This is a genomic window from Gilliamella sp. Choc6-1, assembly GCF_001690385.1.
GTDB lineage: Bacteria > Pseudomonadota > Gammaproteobacteria > Enterobacterales > Orbaceae > Gilliamella > Gilliamella apicola_A.
Genome location: NZ_LZHI01000023.1, coordinates 1 through 19,606 on the forward strand (window position 1 = coordinate 1; position 19,606 = coordinate 19,606).

The following is a 19,606-nucleotide window of genomic DNA, read 5'->3' on the forward strand; positions in this document are numbered from 1 at the left end:
CGTTTTACGTGCCTTTGTGGGCACTAAAGCTTTTTTATGATTTCTTCCTGAAGCTGGGATTTTAAGCTCAGTTCGGCAAACATCTGCTTAAGCTTGCGATTTTCAGCCTCCAGCTCCTTTAAGCGTTTGATATCCGAAGTTTCCATTCCGCCGTATTTTTCTCGCCATTTATAGAAAGTTGAATTACCCACGCCATATTTACGGCACAGTTCTTTAACCGGAATACCCGCTTCAGCTTCTTTTAAAATAGCGACGATTTGATGTTCAGTCATTTTTTTCATCATTAAATCCTCTTTTACTTTTATCATAGAGAATTTTCTACTTTTTTGCTGTACTATTTTAGGGGATAGTTACAATACGTCCTGGATATAAAATTAGAACACCATCAGAATACTGCGATTTTTTAAATCAATATATTTTATCTTTGCGTTATGATGAAAAAGGATTAAACAATTTTATTAATGAAATGATTGCTTCATGTAAGCAAGATATTGATGACTTTAGTTGGTTAGAAAATGATAGATTATGCTATTATTCATGGCTATCTATTATGCTAAATCAAGTAAAAATAGATGATGATATTATAAGAATAAACCCTTGCCCTCCGGCAATGCCTCCACTCGCCACAGATTTAATCAATACACCATTAAAACTTATCCCATCTAGTTCTGACATGCGAGCGAAAATCGTTAAAGAATATATTGCATCATTAAACAATGATGACATACGTTTTATAGCGATTAATAATATAAAATCAGCATGGTCAATTATTGAAAAAATCAAAGTTCCTTTTAAGTTTTCAATTGATGATGAACAACAAATTAATTGGACATGGAACTATATTTTAACAAAACTGAAAAATAAATCGCCTTGGCAATATGATCTATATATGAATTACATAGTGCCAACAAGTATTGCGGAAAAATATCATGCTATTTTTATTATCCATGATTATTTCTATGCATGTAACGAAGATACACACAAAGTATTTTGTATTGATTATAAAAAAGCCTTAAGTCAAAAAAAATTTAGAGAGAAGGAAGGTGTTAAATCAATCAACGTTCAACTTGATATAAAAATAAAAGAACAATTAGACCAATTATTAGACCATTACCAATATAGTCAACAACGTTTATTGGAAGTATTAATTAGTGAGCATTATAAATCAGTTCAGCATAAATTAGATAAAAGCAATTTCTCTTAAGCATTACAAACAAAGGCTTTAAAGCCATTTTATGGATACACGCCATTATCGAACCAAATGTATCCGGGTTTGTATCCGATTTTCCGCTTGATTTGAGGTAATTTCAGTTGAATTCGGTTGAGTAGTGAAACAAGGTGAAAGGCTTATTTGAAAAGGCTTTAGGCATAAAAAACCTGCTAGAAGCAGGTCTTAGAATTTGGTGATTGGTGCCCGGACGCGGAATCGAACCACGGACACGGGGATTTTCAATCCCCTGCTCTACCGACTGAGCTATCCGGGCAACAATGGATGCACATTAAACACTATCTTAGGTTATTCGTCAATTCTTTTTGTGAGATTTTTTTAAAAAATAGGTTGTTTGGTTGAAAAATAACTTATAGCCTTTATATTGTTAGCTATAATCTAACAATATCACAATATATTATGGGAATTGTTATATGCGATTTATTGGTTTTACTGTTTTTTTTATTTATGTTTATTGTGAAATTAAGTTTTTTGTAATCATTGCTAATTCAATTGGTGTTTTTCTTGCATTGATCTGCATTCTTGCCACTTCGATTATTGGTTTTTCATTAGTTAAAACACAAGGTTTAAAAAATTTTAGTATTATGCAGCAAAAAATTGTTAGCCAACAAAGTTTAAAAAATGAAGTGATTAAAAGCATTGCTTTATTTTTTGCTGGTTTCTTTTTGCTGATTCCTGGTTTTTTGACTGATATTTTAGGCGCGATTTTGTTAATCCCCCATGTTCAAGAATATTTAGTGAAATTTATTGTTAGAAAAATGCCTATGAAGTCAAAAGTTACCTCTTCAACAACGATAAACCGACCTGATGATATTATCGAGGGCAATTTTGTTCGAAAGGATGATGAATAAATAATCGATTGGCAAATTTTTTATAATTCCTCTCTTGAAGAATATAAAATGATCCCCATCTACAATTCACTATATCATAAAACTATAATTTTATGATTTTTGTTAAAAATTATCTTAATTAAAAATTAGTGCTAGGAGATAACTAATGAAAATTCGTCCATTGCATGATCGTGTGATCATTAAACGCAAAGAAGTAGAATCAAAATCAGCTGGCGGTATTGTTTTAACTGGTTCAGCAGCAGGTAAATCAACTCGTGGTGAAGTTTTAGCTGTTGGTAATGGTCGCATTTTAGAAAATGGTCAAGTACAGCCGTTAGATGTAAAAGTGGGGGATATCGTAATTTTCAATGAAGGGTACGGCGTTAAAACAGAAAAAATCGATAACGAAGAAGTACTTATTTTGTCTGAAAGCGATATTTTAGCTATTGTACAGGCATAACTGACAACTAATTTAATTTATATACAGAATTTAGGAGAAATACGAAAATGGCAGCTAAAGATGTAAAATTTGGTAATGACGCTCGCATTAAAATGCTTAAAGGCGTTAATGTATTAGCTGATGCAGTTAAAGTGACTTTAGGTCCAAAAGGACGTAATGTTGTATTAGATAAATCATTTGGTGCACCAACAATTACTAAAGACGGTGTTTCTGTTGCTCGTGAAATCGAATTAGAAGATAAATTCGAAAATATGGGAGCACAAATGGTTAAAGAAGTGGCTTCTAAAGCGAATGATGCAGCAGGTGATGGTACAACTACTGCAACCGTGCTTGCTCAAGCAATTGTTAATGAAGGTTTAAAAGCTGTCGCCGCTGGCATGAATCCAATGGATTTAAAACGTGGTATTGATAAAGCTGTTGTTGCAGCTGTTGAAGAGCTTAAAAAATTATCTGCGCCATGTGCGGATTCTAAAGCCATTGCTCAAGTAGGTACAATTTCAGCTAACTCTGATGAAACTGTTGGTACTTTAATTGCTCAGGCAATGGAAAAAGTAGGTAAAGAAGGTGTTATTACCGTTGAAGATGGTACTGGTTTACAAGATGAGCTTGATGTTGTTGAAGGTATGCAGTTTGATCGCGGTTACTTATCGCCATACTTTATTAATAAACCTGAAACTGCAACTGTTGAATTAGATAGCCCATATATTTTATTAGCTGATAAAAAAGTTTCTAACATTCGCGAATTATTACCAGTGCTTGAAGCTGTAGCTAAAGCAGGTAAGTCTTTATTGATTATCGCAGAAGACGTTGAAGGCGAAGCACTTGCAACATTAGTCGTAAATACTATGCGCGGTATTGTTAAAGTTGCAGCTGTTAAAGCTCCTGGTTTTGGTGATCGTCGTAAAGCAATGTTACAAGATATTGCAATCTTAACTGCAGGTACTGTCATTTCTGAAGAAATCGGTTTAGAACTCGAAAAAACTACTCTTGAAGATTTAGGTCAAGCAAAACGTGTTGTAATCAACAAAGACAATACAACTATTATTGATGGTGTTGGTGAAGAATCTTTAATTTCTGCGCGTGTTGAACAAATTCGTAAACAAATTGAAGAATCAACTTCAGACTACGATAAAGAAAAACTTCAAGAACGCGTTGCAAAACTTGCTGGTGGTGTTGCAGTAATTAAAGTTGGTGCCGCTACCGAAGTTGAAATGAAAGAGAAGAAAGCTCGTGTTGAAGATGCATTACATGCAACTCGTGCGGCAGTTGAAGAAGGCGTTGTAGCTGGTGGCGGTGTTGCTCTTGTTCGTGCAGCAACTACTATTTCAGAACTTAAGGGTGCAAACGAAGATCAAAATGTTGGTATCAAAGTTGCACTTCGTGCGATGGAAGCTCCATTACGTCAAATCGTTACTAACTGTGGTGAAGAAGCATCTGTTGTTGTTAATGCCGTTAAAGGTGGTAAAGGTAACTATGGTTACAATGCCGCAACTGAAGAATATGGCGATATGATTGCTATGGGTATTTTAGATCCAACTAAAGTAACACGTAGTGCATTACAATATGCTGCATCTGTTGCTGGTCTTATGATTACAACTGAATGTATGGTAACTGATTTACCTAAAGATGATAAGGCTGACTTAGGTGCTGCTGGTGGTATGGGTGGCATGGGTGGTATGGGCGGAATGATGTAATTTTTCGCAAAAAACCACTCTACTTTATATACATACCAAATATACCATCCACGCATAGCGTGGATGTTTTTTATGATCTAAATATTATCTTATATACTGATATTTTCTTATATTAAAAATGATTTTTATTGTAAAAATTAAGCCCTAAGTAAAAAATTACGGAATTAAATTTAGTCAGTTAATCATTTCAAAGAATTGCTATAGTTTATTTTGGAAAAGATGCAAAATCACGTGTTTAAATGATTGATACTGGTGTTTATTGTCTACAAAAAGCTTATAGAGACTTTGGTAATGACTTTAACAGGTTTGAAAAAATTAAATCGCTTATTGAAATTACCGATACTTTTTATACCTAGGAGAAAAAGGTAAAATATGAAGTGCATTATCCAATGTTAAAGAAGAGAAAAAGTAGAGTGACAAAAAAGAATTACCGAAGTTGCAACTGAAAAATGAGATCCACTTAGCAGGATATAAATACTTCATAGTATAGAAGCCTATAGTTTTGTAACAATTAAAGGAAGCTAAGATAGTTTTCTTCAATCATTTTTGAGGAGAATAGCGGGTTTAAGTCGTAATTTGCTTTAGATAGAATATACCGATTTATAAAACATTCGAAACTTAGCTATATAAAAATATTTTTTTATTTAAAATACTAAATTGTCATATGTTGATAAAGTGTGATTAACCCAATAGAGATAAGCACTAATCCACCAAAAAGCTCAGCCCGTTTACCAATTAAACAGCCAATTTTATTACCCAATAATAACCCAATAGTAACCATTGTACAGGTAGCTAGTCCAATCATTGATGCAGAAAAAAAGATATTAACACTTGCTAATGCTAAGCCAACACCAACGGCAAATGCATCTATACTGGTTGAAATTGCTGTAAAAATTAGCGTTAGAAAAGATTTTTTTGATGATGTTAATTCATCTTCTTGGCAATTTCCATCCGACTGTTTCTGGCTGTTATATATCATATTAATTCCTAAAAATAGCATGACAGCAAATACAACCCAATGATCCCATTGTTCAATATATTGAAGGGCAATGTAGCCAACTAACCAGCCAAGTAAAGGAGTAATAGCTTCAACAAAACCAAATAAAAGTCCGATTTTTAGCGCACTTATAAATGGCATTGATTTAAGTGAAACCCCTCGGCACAAAGCCACAGCAAAGGCATCGGTGGACATTGCCAGTGCTAATAACAAAATAGCCAAAAAACTCATGACATATACTCTTGCTTATAATTATAAAAAATTTATTACTCTTTAATAATTATTTACTTTTTGTTATTGAAAATAAATAATTAGCTATCTTCTTATCACCTTTACTTTGATAAAGCTTAGCTGTTTTTATGACGTTGTCTCGACGACTAGCATCATATTGAAAAAGTTGCCTGAACATTAAATTAGCTGTTTCTTGATCATCATTTTGTATTGCACAATAGCCATATTGTTCATAAGTGTCGGCTTTCCAGTGATGGTGATCAAGCGCAATGCTTTGTTCAAATTGCTGTTTTGCTTCTTGATAACGATCCCTACCACATAAGAAAGAACCATAATGAACGTGATATAAAGCATTGCCTGGTTCCATTAAGGTAATGCGTTTATAAATCTGTTCAGCTTCTTGGAATTCGCCAACGTGCTGATCAAACATTGCCATGGCTAACATTACCTGAGGATTATTAGGGGAATATTGTGCTGCTAATTTAAAATTATAATGTGCGGCTTTAATATTTTCTTCTGATTCATCCGCTTTAGCCAAATAACCTAGTCCTAATCTCATTCTTGCTAATGCTGCTACTTCTGGGTCAAATTCTTCATTATTTTTCATTTGACATCCAAATAAAGTTAATATAGCAAAATAAGCTAATAATATTACAAACTTTTTCATTAATTTTCCCTTTCTAAGTTTTTATGTGTATTTGTTTATTCTGTTTGCTGAGCAAGGCTTTGCCTTTTGTATAGTGTTCTTTTAGTGCGATCAACTACTTCTCCCGCCAATTGACCACATGCAGCATCGATATCATCACCACGTGTTTTACGGACTATCACAGTAAATCCACACCCCATTAATGTTTTCATAAAGCGATCAATTCGTGTATTTGAACATCTTGAATAAGGTGCACCAGGGAATGGGTTCCAAGGAATTAAATTAATTTTACTTGGTACATTTTTTAAGAATACTGCAAGCTCATGAGCATGCTCAACACTGTCATTTATTTGATTAAGAAGTACATATTCGATAGTGACTTTACCATGGTTAGCATTGGATGTTGAAAGGTATCGCAGAATCGAATCGCGTAGCATGGACATATTATATTTTTGATTAATCGGCATGATTTCGCTACGAATAACATCATTAGGAGCATGAAGCGAAATGGCTAGTGCCACGTCAATCATACCGGCGAGTTTATCTAATGCTGGCACTACGCCTGAGGTCGAGAGCGTAACGCGCCTTTTGGAAAGACCATAACCAAAATCATCTAACATGATTTCCATTGCTGGGACGACATTTGATAAATTAAGTAATGGCTCGCCCATGCCCATCATTACTACGTTAGTGATAGGTCTATCAACCAATTTACCTGTAACTCCGATCGCGTTTGAGGCACGCCATACTTGCCCAATAATTTCAGAAACGGTTAAGTTACGATTAAAACCTTGCTGAGCAGTTGAACAAAATTTGCATTCAAGTGCACACCCTACTTGCGAGGAAACACATAGTGTAGCGCGATCGCGCTCGGGGATATAAACAGACTCAATCATCTGGTTATTACCTACATCAAGCGCCCATTTGATAGTGCCATCAGATGAGCGCTGCTCTATAGCAATTTTAGGGGCTTTGATCTCAGCTAGTGTTTTTAATTGTTCACGTAACTTTTTATTAATATCTGTCATTTGATCGAAGTTATCAATACCAAAATGGTAGATCCATTTCATTACTTGATCTGCTCTAAATGGTTTTTCGCCTAATGAAATAAAAAATTCACGTAATTGCTGGCGAGTATAATTCAATAAATTTATTTTTTCGTTTGTTAGTTTATTTATATTGAGATTGGTTGTATTAGGATTCATTGTGTTTGTTAAGTTTGAGCAATTAGTAGATATATTTGATGTAGATGATATTAACATGTGGCCTCGTTTTTACACATTATGGCTATTTCAATTTTTAGGGAAAGGATTATACTGTTTTTCACAAAATCTGGCTAATAGAATATAACTAATATTTAGAATGAAAAAACGATCAGCAAAATTGAAAAAAAAATTCAAATTAACCCAAATGCTAACCTTACTTTTATGCTCAACTACAGCTATGGCACAAACAATTCCATTAACTAAATTGCTTGGGCAATTTGACGAAAAAAAGGATGATAATTTTATCTCACTGGATTCAACAGTGTTAGAGGTAAATAAAAAGGGGATGTATCTCCAAAAAGAAGCTACACAGCAGTTAATTAAAGCCTATCATGACTTTCGAAAATCCTATCCAAACATTCCTTTTATTGTAGTTAGTGCAACACGTAATTACATGTATCAAAATTCGATTTGGCAGCGTAAATGGAATGCATTATTACCAAAGTTAAGTGACCCACAAAAAATTGCTAAAGAAATTTTACAATACTCATCAATGCCGGGAACTTCTCGTCATCATTGGGGAACTGATATTGATATTACCAGTGTTTCATCGGAATATTTTCAATATGATCCAAAAGGCATTATTCTATATAAATGGCTTCAAGAAAACATGCCCAAGTATGGTTTTTGCCAAGCCTTCAATGAAGGACGAAAAGGTGGGTATCAGCCAGAAGAATGGCATTGGTCATATAAACCTATTGCTAGCCAGTATATTGCAGAATATAAGGCAATATTAGAACACTATCCAAACACAATTACACAAGTTTTAGATTTTATAGGTCATGATAAAATTGAGCTAGAAAAACTAGTTAAAGAGTACGTATTAACTGTCAATAATGACTGCTACTAATATTTTATTAACTGTTTTTTATAAAGCTAAAGCTTACGCCAATAAGGTAAGCATATTGTTACGATTAGCCCGCCGTCATCACGATTAGTGGCTTGAATGGTACCGTTATGCATGATAACCGTCTTTCTAGCAATCGCAAGCCCCAAACCATAACCTTTTCCTAATTGTGGTGATTGAATTCTCACAAAAGGTTCGAAAATGCTTGATAGCTTACTCTGTTCAACACCTGGACCGCGATCTTTAACTTCAATTTGTAAATACTTGCCTACTTCTTTTAACGATACTTCTACAGTTTGCCCAGGTCTAGAAAAGCGGATAGCATTCCGGATAATGTTTTCAATTGCTCGACGAATTTGCTCTGAATTCCCCTTAACAATAGAATGGGCGACTGGTGACAATACAGAGTGAACATGAATTGATTGATGATTAGCTTCATAATTGGCATCATTAATTACAACACGGATTAGGTCTTTTAAATCAAAATACTCGTCAGTTCGATTATTCATTTCAGCGCGAGAATAATTTAAAATTTCGCCAATTAATTGATCTAATCGTTGTGACTCTAACTCTATTCTTTCTAAAGCTGTATCAATATTTTGCTTATTTTGCTGCGCAAGACCAATCGCTAATTGTAACCGAGCTAGTGGTGTTCTAAGTTCATGAGATACATCATGAAGGAGTGCCTGGCGATCTGATATTAAGATGTTAAGTTGTTCAACCATCATGTCAAAATCCTTGCCTAGCTCACTAAGCTCATCGCGACGAGGTTTCAATTTATTAAATAATCTGACAGTAAGATCGCCTTGAGATACTCGGAAAAAACCTTGCCTTAATAGTCGCATAGGTCTGGTCAAGTTCCATGCTAAAAAGAGACTGAAAACAAGCCCTACACAGACCCCCATTAACACAATTGGCATCGGCATATTAAATAGCGCTTTTTTAACATGATCGTCTTTATCTTTATCTTCTTTAAACGAAACAGCGTAAATTGTACCATCGGGGGCAATTGCCGTACGTTGGTAAATATACGTTGGTGGTTCTAATTCATCTGTGATGATATTAACTTGGTCATTCTGAGGAGAGATCAACTTTATTGAAAGTAACATTCGTTCGCGTTCAGGCAAATGTGCTACAAAATTAAGTGTTTCATCTTCCCCAGCTACATGTAATAACTGAGCAATCATATCAACTTTTGTTGGCATATGATTGAGAAATCGTTGATTTTTATTTTCGATATAATAAGAAAACGCAATCCAAGTCAATTGGAAAGTAAGATAGAAAATAGTCCAAAAGATAACGAGTATTTTCCAAAATAATCGACGATTCATATCAACTCTACTATTGCATTAACGGATACGATAACCAACTGCTCTAATAGTTTCTATGGTCACGATATTTTGTGCAACTTGGTGTAATTTTTGGCGAATATTACTGATATGCACATCAACACTACGATCATAGAGTTCCCTAGCTCTACCTAATCCGATTTCAGACAGTTCTTCTTTAGTAACTACTCGCTCGCTGTGTTTTACAAGTAATACTAGCAAATTAAACTCGGTAGAAGTTAAATCAATAACTTGCCCATTCCAAGTACATAACCGTTGAGGAAGATCTAGTGTTAAACCATTAAAATGATATTTTTTATCATCAACTGTTTCCACTGAGCGCTCATCAAAGCGACGTAGAACCGCACGTAATCTGGCTAATAATTCACGAGGATAACATGGCTTCGGAATATAATCATCAGCTCCTAATTCTAATCCTAAAACGCGATCAATATTATCACCTTTAGCCGTTAACATAATAACTGGCATATTACAGTTCTGACGGATACTCTTAAGAACATCAATACCATTAATATCAGGTAACATTACATCTAAAATTGCTGCACGATATTTACCCGATAACGCTGCATCAATACCGTCTTTACCCAAATAAACACTTTTGATATTAAAACCTTCGTTGGTCAAATATTCACTAAGCATCTGTGATAGTTCAATATCATCATCAATTAATAAAATATTTATCATAATCGCCATTATTATTTAATTTTAAGTATTTATATTATTACAATAATAAAAAAAAAGTCAGGTAACTTTACTAAAATATTACATATTTTGAGCTGTTACTGGTTATTTTATTTACTATTTAATAATGTAAAGGAGTTTGCTGCAAACCGCAGGTTTAATCTAAATTTAATATAAAATTCAATTAAATAACGTTTTTATAAATAAGCCTATTAGCTATAAACGATAAAATCATTATATAGCCATTGTAAAATCACATCATTTAAAACTTACTTAATTTATAATAAAATATAATTAAATAAATTGTTAATTTTTTCATCTTTTAACATTACTACTAAAAAATAGAATAACAAATAGTATGATAGTAGCTAATTAAATTAGTGAAAGGTGAAGCTTTCCCATTTTTGATTGTACAAAACTAATCTCTTTATCATTAGCTACCGCTATAGTACTATCTTGATAAATGATATCAAAAAATTGATGCTTACAAGGCGTATAATGTTATAAAAAATAGAATGGGTGCAACATTGCCGAGTATTATAAGTAAAAATCGAATAATCAAAGCATTATTCATAATAAAGTGGAAGCTTCAATTAATCATTTAAAGAGGGATTGTGAATAGCAGGACGAAAGTAATCGATAAATAACCTATTAATATAATGTCACATAAACCTTGATTTATAAAAAACATGATGGCTAGCTAAATGTTTAACCGGTTTTTATATAATCAATTAGTAAGTTTTTTAAAAAATCTTCTGGACAATATTATTTTTTATGCGTAATATTTCGTCCTACTTCTACGGTGGCTATAGCTCAGTTGGTAGAGCCCTGGATTGTGATTCCAGTTGTCGTGGGTTCGAGTCCCATTAGCCACCCCATTTTATTTATGCATAGCGTAAATGGTATCTAACGGCGAGTAGCGCAGCTTGGTAGCGCAACTGGTTTGGGACCAGTGGGTCGGAGGTTCGAATCCTCTCTCGCCGACCAATTTTAAATAAAAACCTATTTTAGAGCAGGAATCTTTATTGCCTGGTTTGTAAACTATTAGAGCTGATAATAAATCGAGTCGATCTTTCTGGTTCATTTACCCTCCCCCCAAAAAAAATTTGATTGTCATGATAGGATCATATTTCCTTAATTTTGCTTATTCCATAATTCATGGATTGCTAACTATAATCGCAATTTTAATGCATTAAATAATGCATTAAAGATGAAAATCTAAAATTATATAACGCCACGTTATCATTTTCTTATCAACAAAAATAATTCTTATCTAACTTGTTTTATGGTGATATTTTGCTTTAATAGAAAATATCTCTTCATATAACCTCTACTTTTGGAAATACATTATGAAAAATGTTGGTTTTGTTGGTTGGCGTGGAATGGTAGGCTCGGTTCTTATGCAACGTATGATTGAAGAACATGATTTTGATCATATTAACCCTATCTTTTTTTCTACTTCTCAAGCGGGTCAGGCCGCTCCTACATTTAGTGGTAAAGTAGGAATATTACAAAATGCTAATAATATTGATGCCTTAAAAGCATTAGATATTATAGTTACTTGCCAAGGTGGGGATTATACCTCCGTAGTCTATAAAAAATTACGTGCGACGGGATGGCAAGGGTATTGGATAGATGCAGCATCAACACTACGAATGGAAAATGATGCCATTATCGTTCTTGACCCAGTCAATAAAGCTAATATTCATGAAGCGATAAATAAAGGCATCAAAACTTTCGTGGGTGGCAACTGTACGGTGAGTTTAATGTTAATGTCACTCGGTGGTTTATTTTCTGAAAACTTAATTGAGTGGATCTCTGTTTCAACTTATCAAGCCGCCTCGGGCGGTGGTGCTCGTCATATGCGAGAGTTACTTACCCAAATGGGAGTATTAAACGCAGAGGTTGCCAAAGAACTACAAGATCCTCATTCTTCTATTTTAGATATTGAGAGAAAAGTGACCCAAAAAATGCGTGATGGTAGTTTACCAACTGATAATTTCGGTGTGCCATTAGCAGGAAGTTTAATTCCTTGGATTGATAAGGCGCTTGATAATGGTCAAAGCAAAGAAGAATGGAAAGGGCAGGCAGAAACCAATAAAATTTTAGGTACCAGTCAAATTATTCCGGTTGATGGACTTTGTGTTCGTATTGGAGCACTACGTTGTCATAGCCAAGCTTTTACTATTAAATTGAAAAAAGATATTAGCGTCTCTGAAATTGAAAAGCTGCTTGCTGCTCATAATGATTGGGTAAAAGTTGTGCCGAATGATCGTAATCTTTCGATGCGTGAACTTACCCCTGCAGCAGTAACAGGTACTTTAACAACACCTGTTGGGCGCTTACGTAAATTGAATATGGGCAAAGATTACCTTTCTGCTTTTACTGTTGGTGATCAATTATTATGGGGGGCGGCAGAACCATTACGTAGAATGTTGCATATTTTAGCGTAAATTAGAATAAAAAAGCTCGATTTATCGGGCTGTATTTTTATTCTAATAAACTACTGTTCTTTATCGTCCAATAATGCCATTAATAATGATCCATTAAATAAAGCTTGCTGCACTAGTGCAAATGCACCAATCGCTGATCTATCGTTAAGTGATGAGCAAGTAATGGTAAGGTTTTTGCGTAGTTCTTCCAAGCTTTGAGTGTTTAATGAACTAGTTACCGCATTTAATAGTATTTCTGGCGATTTAGTGAGTTCTCCTGCTAGCACGATTCGTTGAGGATTGAAGATGTTAACCATAATTGCAATCGCTCTACCAAGGTTTTCACCCGCATCTTTGATCAGTTTTATAGCTAATGCATCTCCTTGATTTGCATGTCGGCAGATATGATTAATGTCACAGTGCTCAACTGTTAATTTGGATACATAGCCTTGCTTAATCATTAGCCTACCTCGGTGTTCAATGGCTTTATTGACTACGCGGTTTTCTAAACAACCAAAGTTACCACAATGGCAACGTTCACCTAATGGATCGACTTGAATGTGTCCGACTTCACAAGCGCTTTGATTATGATTAGTTAGCAGTTGTTGATTAACAATAACGCCTGAGCCTACACCACGATGAACTCTTATTAAAATCGAGTCATCAACACCTTGTGTCGAGCCGAAATAACTTTCAGCTAATGCTAAACTTTGAATATCATTACCAAGAAATATAGAAACATTAAACTGCTTTTGTAATATTTCAGCTAAATACCATGCGTTAACTTGAATATGGGGCATATAACGAATGATACCACGCACTGAATCAATCAAACCAGGAAGCACAACCGAGATAGCAACAAGATGCTTAATTTGTTTCCCCTTTTTTTGAATAAATTGTTCAATTAATCCAATTAAATATTCCTGTGCAAGCTTCTGTTCAAAGGTAGTAAGCGGATGGATTTCTAATGCTAAGCTGTTAGCTCCAAGATCATAAAGTTCAATGGTTACATGAGAACGACTTAATTGAATGCCAATCGCTTGATAATGACTGAATTTAGCTTGTATTGATACCGCAGGTCGACCACCGGTCGATTGTTGAGTATTGACTTCTTTAATTAGTTCATTTTTAATCAGCTGTCGGGTGATTTTTGTGATACTGGCTGGTGCTAATTGGCTTATTTCAGCAAGCTGGATACGAGAAATCGGAGCTTGCTGAACAATCAAACGATAAATCATAGCATAATTTAGCTGTTTGATAAGTTCAGCATTTCCGACTAAGTGTAGATAATTAAATGACATACTTTATCTCAAAATTTTCATTAATTATCCTTACATTCTAATGACTCATTTTTCCATTAACAACCGTTTCAACGATTGTAAAATCGTGACGAAATACAACAAGGTTGGCAATTTTCCCTTCACTTATGGTTCCAAGTTTTTTATCAACACCAATTGCTTTGGCTGGGTAAAGAGTTGCCATTCTTAATGCTTCATCTAAGGCGATCCCAACATATTCAACTACATTTTTTACAGCTTCAATCATGGTTAAGGACGAACCACCTAATGTGCCATTTTTATCAACGCATCGCCCATCTTTATAATAAATAGTTTTACCTGCAAACACTCCTGACTCTAAATTGGATCCAGCAAGTAGCATTGCATCGGTAATTAAAATCAAACGATCTTGTTTAATTTTGTGGCTATTACGAATATTTGCCCAACTAACATGCTGACCATCAGCAATAACGCCCACATAAACTTCTGGCTCGTCATAAATTGCTCCAACTACACCTGGTTCACGCCCAGAAATATAAGGCATTGCATTAAATAGGTGAGTCCCCAAACGGATACCATCATTAAATCCACGACGACAATCATCATAATGTGCATTAGAATGACCAACCGATACATGAATACCTGCATTTACTAGTTGTTTGATAATATGACTTTCAACTCGTTCTGGTGCTAACGTGATAATTTTTATTACATCTGCGTTTTCGCAAAGAAAATCAATCATTTTTTGAGAAGGTTGACGAATGATGTTTTCGTCATGAATGCCTTTCTTTTCAGGGCTAATATAAGGTCCTTCCAGATGCAAACCTAAGGCCTGATTTGGATGTGTGGCTAAATATTCACGCATAACCTTAACAGCTTTTATCATAAATTCATCAGTTGAGGTAATTAATGTAGGCAAATAGCTAGTACAGCCATAAATAAGGTTTGTTGCCTGCATTGCTTCTAATGTTTCAACACTTAATGCATCGAGCGTCTCATTGAATTGTACACCTCCACAACCATTGACTTGAATATCAATAAAACCTGGAGAAAGCATTGCGCCTTGTAAATTTTCAATAGTGATATCTGAAGGTAATTCGTTTTGTTTACAGATTTTTGCAATCTTATCGCCGTCAATAATAACCGCGTGATTTTCAAGAATCTCATAACCAGTATAAATACGACAATTTATTAATGCGTACATTGATTTATCCTTTATAAAATGGTTACTTTAAGATTATCAGCTTCCATTTGTTTAAAATATTTTAACGTTTTTACTTTAAGATCATCCGTACTTGGTTCATCACAAACAATAATTGATGTTGGATGCATTTGAAGCGCAGTTACTGTCCAAAGGTGATTAATAGAGCCTTCAACACCAGCTTGAAGAGCTAAGCTCTTGTTATGACCACAAACTAATAAAATGACTTCCTGTGCATCCATTAAAGTTGCAACACCAATAGTCAGTGCATGTTTTGGAACTTGATTTACATCATTATCAAAGAAACGAGAATTTGCAATACGAGTATCTTCTGTTAACGTTTTAATACGAGTACGAGAACAAAGAGATGAGCCTGGTTCATTAAAAGCAATATGCCCATCTTGCCCAACACCCCCAACGAAAATATTGATTTTGCCATAAGCTCTGATCTTAGCTTCATATTGACGGCATTCTTCATCAATATTTGGAGCATTGCCATTTAATATATGGATGTTGTTTTTATCAATATCAATATGATTAAAGAAATTTTCGTACATAAATGTGTGATAACTTTGAGGGTGATCTTCTGGAATCCCAACATATTCATCCATATTAAAAGTCACTACATGTTTAAAACTAACATTACCAGCTCTATAATGTTTAATTAATTGCTGATACATAACTAGAGGTGAACTTCCTGTCGGTAAACCTAATAAAAATGGACGATCTGCTGTTGGATTAAATTGATTAATTTTATTAACAATACGCTCAGCAACCCAAGCCCCCACTTCTTTGGCATTTTGTAAAGGAATTAACCTCATGAAATACTCCTTCATCTGATATAATTAAATAACTTCTTTTTTTCTAAAGTAAAAAATGTTTGCTTAATATTACTATATTAAAATAAATAATCAAAAAAAATCGTGATTAAAATCACATAAAATGAATAATTAATTTGCGAAGTAAAATAATATAAGATGAAATATAATCGTCCATTTACTTATATCTAAAATGTTTAATAAAAAAACGATATTAGATATAATTCAAATAAATATATGAGGTTAAATTTATGGGAATTTTAGCTTATTTGCAACGTATTGGGCGCTCTCTCATGGTGCCTGTCGCAGTTTTACCTGCTGCTGCAATACTGCTTGGTATTGGGTATTGGATAGATCCTAATGGTTGGGGGCAAAATAGTATTGTTGCTGCTTTTTTAATTAAGTCTGGTGGTGCAATTATTGAAAAAATGCCAATACTTTTTGCTGTTGGGGTTGCTTATGGGATGTCTAAAGATAAAGATGGTTCTGCTGCGTTAGCAGGATTAGTCGGTTTTCTAGTCGTAACCACGCTGCTTTCACCTAATTCTATTGCATTATTTAATGGTATTGATACCAGTATTGGTGATTGGCAATTACATATTTCTCCTGCATTTCAAAAGATTGATAATCAGTTTGTAGGAATACTGGTTGGTATTATTTCAGCTGAGTTATATAACCGATTTAGCTCTGTTGAATTACATAAAGCATTAGCATTTTTTAGTGGTAAAAGGCTAGTACCTATTATCGTATCGATAGTTATGCTATTGGTTTCTGCTGTTTTATATTTTATCTGGCCATCTATTTATGATGCATTAGTTTCTTTTGGTAAATATATTAAAGAGCTGGGTTCAGTAGGTTCTGGTATTTATGGATTCTTTAATCGTTTACTTATTCCTGTCGGTTTACACCATGCTTTAAACTCAGTATTTTGGTTTGATGTTGCAGGTATTAATGATATTCCTAATTTCCTAGGTGGGCAAAAATCAATTGAAGATGGATTAGCAACAGTGGGAATTACTGGTCGTTACCAAGCTGGATTTTTTCCTGTTATGATGTTTGGTTTACCTGGAGCTGCATTAGCAATGTACCATACCGCTAAAAAAGGTAATAAAGATAAAACTGCTTCAATCATGTTAGCCTCTTCATTTGCTGCATTTTTCACTGGTGTAACAGAACCATTAGAGTTTGCTTTTATGTTTGTTGCACCTGCACTTTATTTTTTACATGCTATTTTAGCAGGTATTTCACTTTACATCGCAGCTGCCATGCAATGGATTGCTGGATTTGGTTTTAGTGCCGGATTAGTTGATATGTTGCTTTCAAGCCGCAATCCACTTGCTGTGCATTGGTATATGCTAATTCTTCAAGGTCTAGTATTTTTTGTGGTTTACTATATAGTGTTTCGCTTTGTGATTGTAAAATTCAATCTTAAAACACCAGGTCGCGAAGATGAAGATACTACGGTTTCATCAACTGAACAAACCCAGAAAAAACAAATTGTTGGTGATACAACTAAGCTTGCTGAACAATATTTAAATATTGTGGGTGGCAAAGAAAATCTAACCAATATTGATTCTTGTATTACGCGCTTACGTTTAAGTGTGAAGGACTCAGATCTTATTGATGAACAAGCTGCTAAAGCTTTAGGTGCAATGGCTGTAATTAAATTAGGTAAAACAGGTATACAAATTGTGGTTGGTCAACAAGCAGAAAAAATTGCAGATGAAATGAAAAAGTTAGTCTAATTAATCGAAATAAATTAGCCATTACTTAGCACGATAATAATCCGCTCTGTTAAAGCAATATTGTTGAAAATAGGGTGGATTATTTATTGCATCCATATATTTATCCATATAATTCAATTAAATGGATTATATGAACCTTACTTAAAATTATTAGCACTCTTTTATATTTCTGTCTGGAGTTTTTACTAAGAGAGAAATATTATATATCATAAAGATAAGCTTTAGTTTTAAATTAAAGCCGTAAAATTACATCTTGAATGGTTAATAATTGAGCTATTGCTTGGGGGGTAATCATTTTGCTAGGAATATTTCGAGTCATTTTGTTAATATTTCTAATTTTAAGTGAGTCTTCACATACATACACATCATCAATATCATAAAGTTCAAGCATGTTAAATGTGGCAATATAGTCACGCATTAAAATTTGCTGCGGTTTTTGATCCGGTAGCAGATGAAACACTCCATCGCCAATAAAAAATACTGATACCTGATTAATATCTGACATAGCTAAAGCAAGATCGAGTGCCTCTCGACCTTTGGCATTTCCATGAGGGGGAGCGCTAATAATAATCGCCACTTTTTTCATTTGAGTGCCTTAATTTTAAAATTGAATCGTTCTATCCGTCGTTGCAATGGATTCGCTTAATTCACCAAGACCTGTTAACTCAAAGTGATCGGCAAGATTACTTTCGATGACGCCACGCCGTTGCGCTGCAGCGACACAAATTGTTAACGTAATAGAATATTTGCTTGCTAGTTCCTGCCATGCCTTAACTAAATCAAACTCATCATTAGCGGGCTCAGTAAACCGATTCCCATTATATATACCATCTGCATAAAAGAAGATATTTTTAATTTTATGCATTGTGTTTGTTAGTAATGCTTGTGCAAATTGATATGCACAATAAGCGGATTGGGTCCCATAGGCAGGACCCGTAACAACAAACGTATAGGTAAGTGAGCTAATCAAAATTATTTAGCTGATTTTGTTGATTGAGATGATTTTGTATTTTGATTCTCAATGCCAATGAGTTCAACTTCAAAAACTAATGTAGAAGCAGGTTGAATACCAGTTTTATCGCCTAGACCAGGGATATTTTGATCACCATAAGCTAATTCTGGTGGGACAACTAATTTAATTTTTCCACCGACACCAACGAGTTGAATTCCTTCTACCCAACCTTTGATTACAGTATTAAGTGGAAATTTTGCTGTTTCACCACGGTCATAAGAGCTATCGAATTTACGTCCATCAATTAGTGTACCTGTGTAGTGAACAATAACGGTGTCGTCAGCAGTTGGGTGAGGGCCAGAACCATCTTTAACAATCTGATAAAGTAGGCCAGACTTGGTTTTTTTTACCCCCTGTTGTTTGGCAAAGTTTGTACGAAATTTTTCACCATTAGCTGTATTTTCTGCTTTTTGTTTTTCAAAACGTGCAGTTGCTTCTTGTTGAAGACGTTGACCAAATTGCGCCAGAATTGATTGGATTTCATCTTTCGTTAATCGAGATTCACCGCGAAATGTCTCGTTAAACCCATTAACTACATAATCAGTATCAATGTTAATTTGTTCGTTTTCTAGATTTCCTTTCAAATAGGTAGCAAATGAAGAACCTAATGCATAAGCTTCTTTTTGAGCATCAGTTGAAAATGCAGTATTACTTGTAGTGCTTTGACTAGTTACTGGTAAATGTTTATTTTCAAATTTATTTTTTTCATTACATCCAGCTAAAGCTAACATGATTGCACTACTTAGTAATGTTATTTTTATCAATGATTTCATTTTTAATTCTCCTAGTTGAAAATCTGGCTAATAATTTTTTATTATATAATATTTTATATACTATTATATAGCGTTTACCAATCATTTATGCAATAAATTTATTTTAACATATTATTAACG

Annotated in this window: 18 protein-coding genes, 3 tRNA genes and 1 pseudogene; 9 read left to right on the forward strand and 13 right to left on the reverse strand. The window is 34.2% G+C overall.

Translation table 11 applies throughout. The annotated features are described in order from the left end of the window. Positions 1–29 precede the first annotated feature (29 nt). Positions 30–284: pseudogene (locus A9G36_RS02560) on the reverse strand (transposase); the annotation flags it as partial. A 182-nt stretch (positions 285–466) separates the two neighbouring features. Between A9G36_RS02560 and A9G36_RS02565 the strand changes: the two are divergent. After that, the gene (locus A9G36_RS02565) at positions 467–1,204 is read left to right on the forward strand and encodes a hypothetical protein (RefSeq protein ID WP_065585370.1); all 738 of its coding nucleotides are present in this window, start codon (positions 467–469) and stop codon (positions 1,202–1,204) included. A 204-nt stretch (positions 1,205–1,408) separates the two neighbouring features. On the opposite strand, the gene A9G36_RS02570 is transcribed toward A9G36_RS02565, so the two are convergent. Continuing rightward, positions 1,409–1,484, reverse strand: a tRNA-Phe gene (locus A9G36_RS02570). A gap of 157 nt (positions 1,485–1,641) precedes the next feature. Here A9G36_RS02570 and A9G36_RS02575 point away from each other — a divergent pair. The 3 genes from A9G36_RS02575 (at position 1,642) to groL (ending at position 4,212) form a co-directional block, all read left to right on the forward strand. Beyond that, the gene (locus tag A9G36_RS02575; RefSeq protein ID WP_034947319.1) at positions 1,642–2,079 is read left to right on the forward strand and encodes an FxsA family protein; all 438 of its coding nucleotides are present in this window, start codon (positions 1,642–1,644) and stop codon (positions 2,077–2,079) included. A 145-nt stretch (positions 2,080–2,224) separates the two neighbouring features. Further along, a complete protein-coding gene (locus A9G36_RS02580; protein WP_034915350.1) occupies positions 2,225–2,518 on the forward strand; it encodes a co-chaperone GroES in 294 nt (97 codons plus the stop codon). A 47-nt stretch (positions 2,519–2,565) separates the two neighbouring features. Next, entirely contained in the window at positions 2,566–4,212 is a 1,647-nt protein-coding gene (gene groL, locus A9G36_RS02585; protein ID WP_034947316.1) for a chaperonin GroEL, read from the forward strand. A gap of 652 nt (positions 4,213–4,864) precedes the next feature. On the opposite strand, the gene A9G36_RS02590 is transcribed toward groL, so the two are convergent. The 3 genes from A9G36_RS02590 to A9G36_RS02600 are packed head-to-tail and all read right to left on the reverse strand — an operon-like array spanning position 4,865 to position 7,291. Further along, positions 4,865–5,440 carry a manganese efflux pump MntP gene (locus tag A9G36_RS02590; protein ID WP_034947312.1) on the reverse strand — a complete coding sequence of 192 codons (576 nt, stop codon included), beginning with the start codon at positions 5,438–5,440 and terminating at the stop codon, positions 4,865–4,867. A gap of 49 nt (positions 5,441–5,489) precedes the next feature. After that, a complete protein-coding gene (locus A9G36_RS02595) occupies positions 5,490–6,107 on the reverse strand; it encodes a tetratricopeptide repeat protein (protein ID WP_051825355.1) in 618 nt (205 codons plus the stop codon). A 35-nt stretch (positions 6,108–6,142) separates the two neighbouring features. Next, entirely contained in the window at positions 6,143–7,291 is a 1,149-nt protein-coding gene (locus A9G36_RS02600) for a bifunctional tRNA (adenosine(37)-C2)-methyltransferase TrmG/ribosomal RNA large subunit methyltransferase RlmN (RefSeq protein WP_141670322.1), read from the reverse strand. A gap of 178 nt (positions 7,292–7,469) precedes the next feature. On the opposite strand from A9G36_RS02600, the gene A9G36_RS02605 reads away from it, so the two are divergent. Next, positions 7,470–8,201, forward strand: a complete 732-nt coding sequence (locus A9G36_RS02605; protein WP_162174527.1) for a M15 family metallopeptidase — start codon at positions 7,470–7,472, stop codon at positions 8,199–8,201. A gap of 26 nt (positions 8,202–8,227) precedes the next feature. Here A9G36_RS02605 and A9G36_RS02610 read toward each other — a convergent pair whose 3' ends face one another. Together A9G36_RS02610 and A9G36_RS02615 are read right to left on the reverse strand one after the other, a co-directional pair. Beyond that, positions 8,228–9,529 carry an ATP-binding protein gene (locus A9G36_RS02610; RefSeq protein ID WP_034947306.1) on the reverse strand — a complete coding sequence of 434 codons (1,302 nt, stop codon included), beginning with the start codon at positions 9,527–9,529 and terminating at the stop codon, positions 8,228–8,230. A gap of 18 nt (positions 9,530–9,547) precedes the next feature. Continuing rightward, on the reverse strand, positions 9,548–10,228 hold the full coding sequence (locus tag A9G36_RS02615) for a response regulator transcription factor (protein WP_034947655.1): 681 nt from the start codon (positions 10,226–10,228) through the stop codon (positions 9,548–9,550). A gap of 802 nt (positions 10,229–11,030) precedes the next feature. Between A9G36_RS02615 and A9G36_RS02620 the strand changes: the two genes are divergently transcribed. The 3 genes from A9G36_RS02620 to asd all read left to right on the forward strand — a co-directional run bounded on the left by A9G36_RS02620 (position 11,031) and on the right by asd (position 12,681). Then, positions 11,031–11,106, forward strand: a tRNA-His gene (locus tag A9G36_RS02620). Positions 11,107–11,138: 32 nt separating this feature from the next. Further along, positions 11,139–11,215: transfer RNA gene (locus tag A9G36_RS02625), tRNA-Pro, on the forward strand. 362 nt (positions 11,216–11,577) lie between these two features. Continuing rightward, positions 11,578–12,681, forward strand: a complete 1,104-nt coding sequence (asd, locus tag A9G36_RS02630; RefSeq protein WP_065568811.1) for an aspartate-semialdehyde dehydrogenase — start codon at positions 11,578–11,580, stop codon at positions 12,679–12,681. 50 nt (positions 12,682–12,731) lie between these two features. Here asd and A9G36_RS02635 read toward each other — a convergent pair whose 3' ends face one another. Genes A9G36_RS02635 through nagB form a run of 3 tightly spaced genes read right to left on the reverse strand, consistent with a single transcriptional unit; the run spans position 12,732 to position 15,959 of the window. Beyond that, the gene (locus A9G36_RS02635; RefSeq protein WP_065568812.1) at positions 12,732–13,961 is read right to left on the reverse strand and encodes an ROK family protein; all 1,230 of its coding nucleotides are present in this window, start codon (positions 13,959–13,961) and stop codon (positions 12,732–12,734) included. Between the two features lie 37 nt (positions 13,962–13,998). Next, complete coding sequence (gene nagA, locus A9G36_RS02640) at positions 13,999–15,141, reverse strand: N-acetylglucosamine-6-phosphate deacetylase (protein ID WP_065568813.1); 1,143 nt, start codon at positions 15,139–15,141, stop codon at positions 13,999–14,001. Positions 15,142–15,152: 11 nt separating this feature from the next. Next, on the reverse strand, positions 15,153–15,959 hold the full coding sequence (nagB, locus tag A9G36_RS02645) for a glucosamine-6-phosphate deaminase (RefSeq protein ID WP_065568814.1): 807 nt from the start codon (positions 15,957–15,959) through the stop codon (positions 15,153–15,155). Positions 15,960–16,207: 248 nt separating this feature from the next. Here nagB and nagE point away from each other — a divergent pair, with 248 nt between their 5' ends. After that, the gene (gene nagE, locus A9G36_RS02650) at positions 16,208–17,701 is read left to right on the forward strand and encodes an N-acetylglucosamine-specific PTS transporter subunit IIBC (RefSeq protein WP_065568815.1); all 1,494 of its coding nucleotides are present in this window, start codon (positions 16,208–16,210) and stop codon (positions 17,699–17,701) included. 232 nt (positions 17,702–17,933) lie between these two features. Here nagE and tusC read toward each other — a convergent pair whose 3' ends face one another. The 3 genes from tusC to fkpA are packed head-to-tail and all read right to left on the reverse strand — an operon-like array spanning position 17,934 to position 19,486. Continuing rightward, positions 17,934–18,287: a sulfurtransferase complex subunit TusC gene (tusC, locus tag A9G36_RS02655; RefSeq protein ID WP_034947288.1), complete on the reverse strand. Its 354-nt coding sequence runs from the start codon at positions 18,285–18,287 to the stop codon at positions 17,934–17,936. Between the two features lie 15 nt (positions 18,288–18,302). Further along, positions 18,303–18,674 carry a sulfurtransferase complex subunit TusD gene (gene tusD / locus A9G36_RS02660; protein WP_141670321.1) on the reverse strand — a complete coding sequence of 124 codons (372 nt, stop codon included), beginning with the start codon at positions 18,672–18,674 and terminating at the stop codon, positions 18,303–18,305. After that, complete coding sequence (fkpA, locus tag A9G36_RS02665; RefSeq protein ID WP_065568816.1) at positions 18,674–19,486, reverse strand: FKBP-type peptidyl-prolyl cis-trans isomerase; 813 nt, start codon at positions 19,484–19,486, stop codon at positions 18,674–18,676. The genes tusD and fkpA overlap by 1 nt, the downstream gene beginning before the upstream one ends. Positions 19,487–19,606 lie beyond the last annotated feature (120 nt).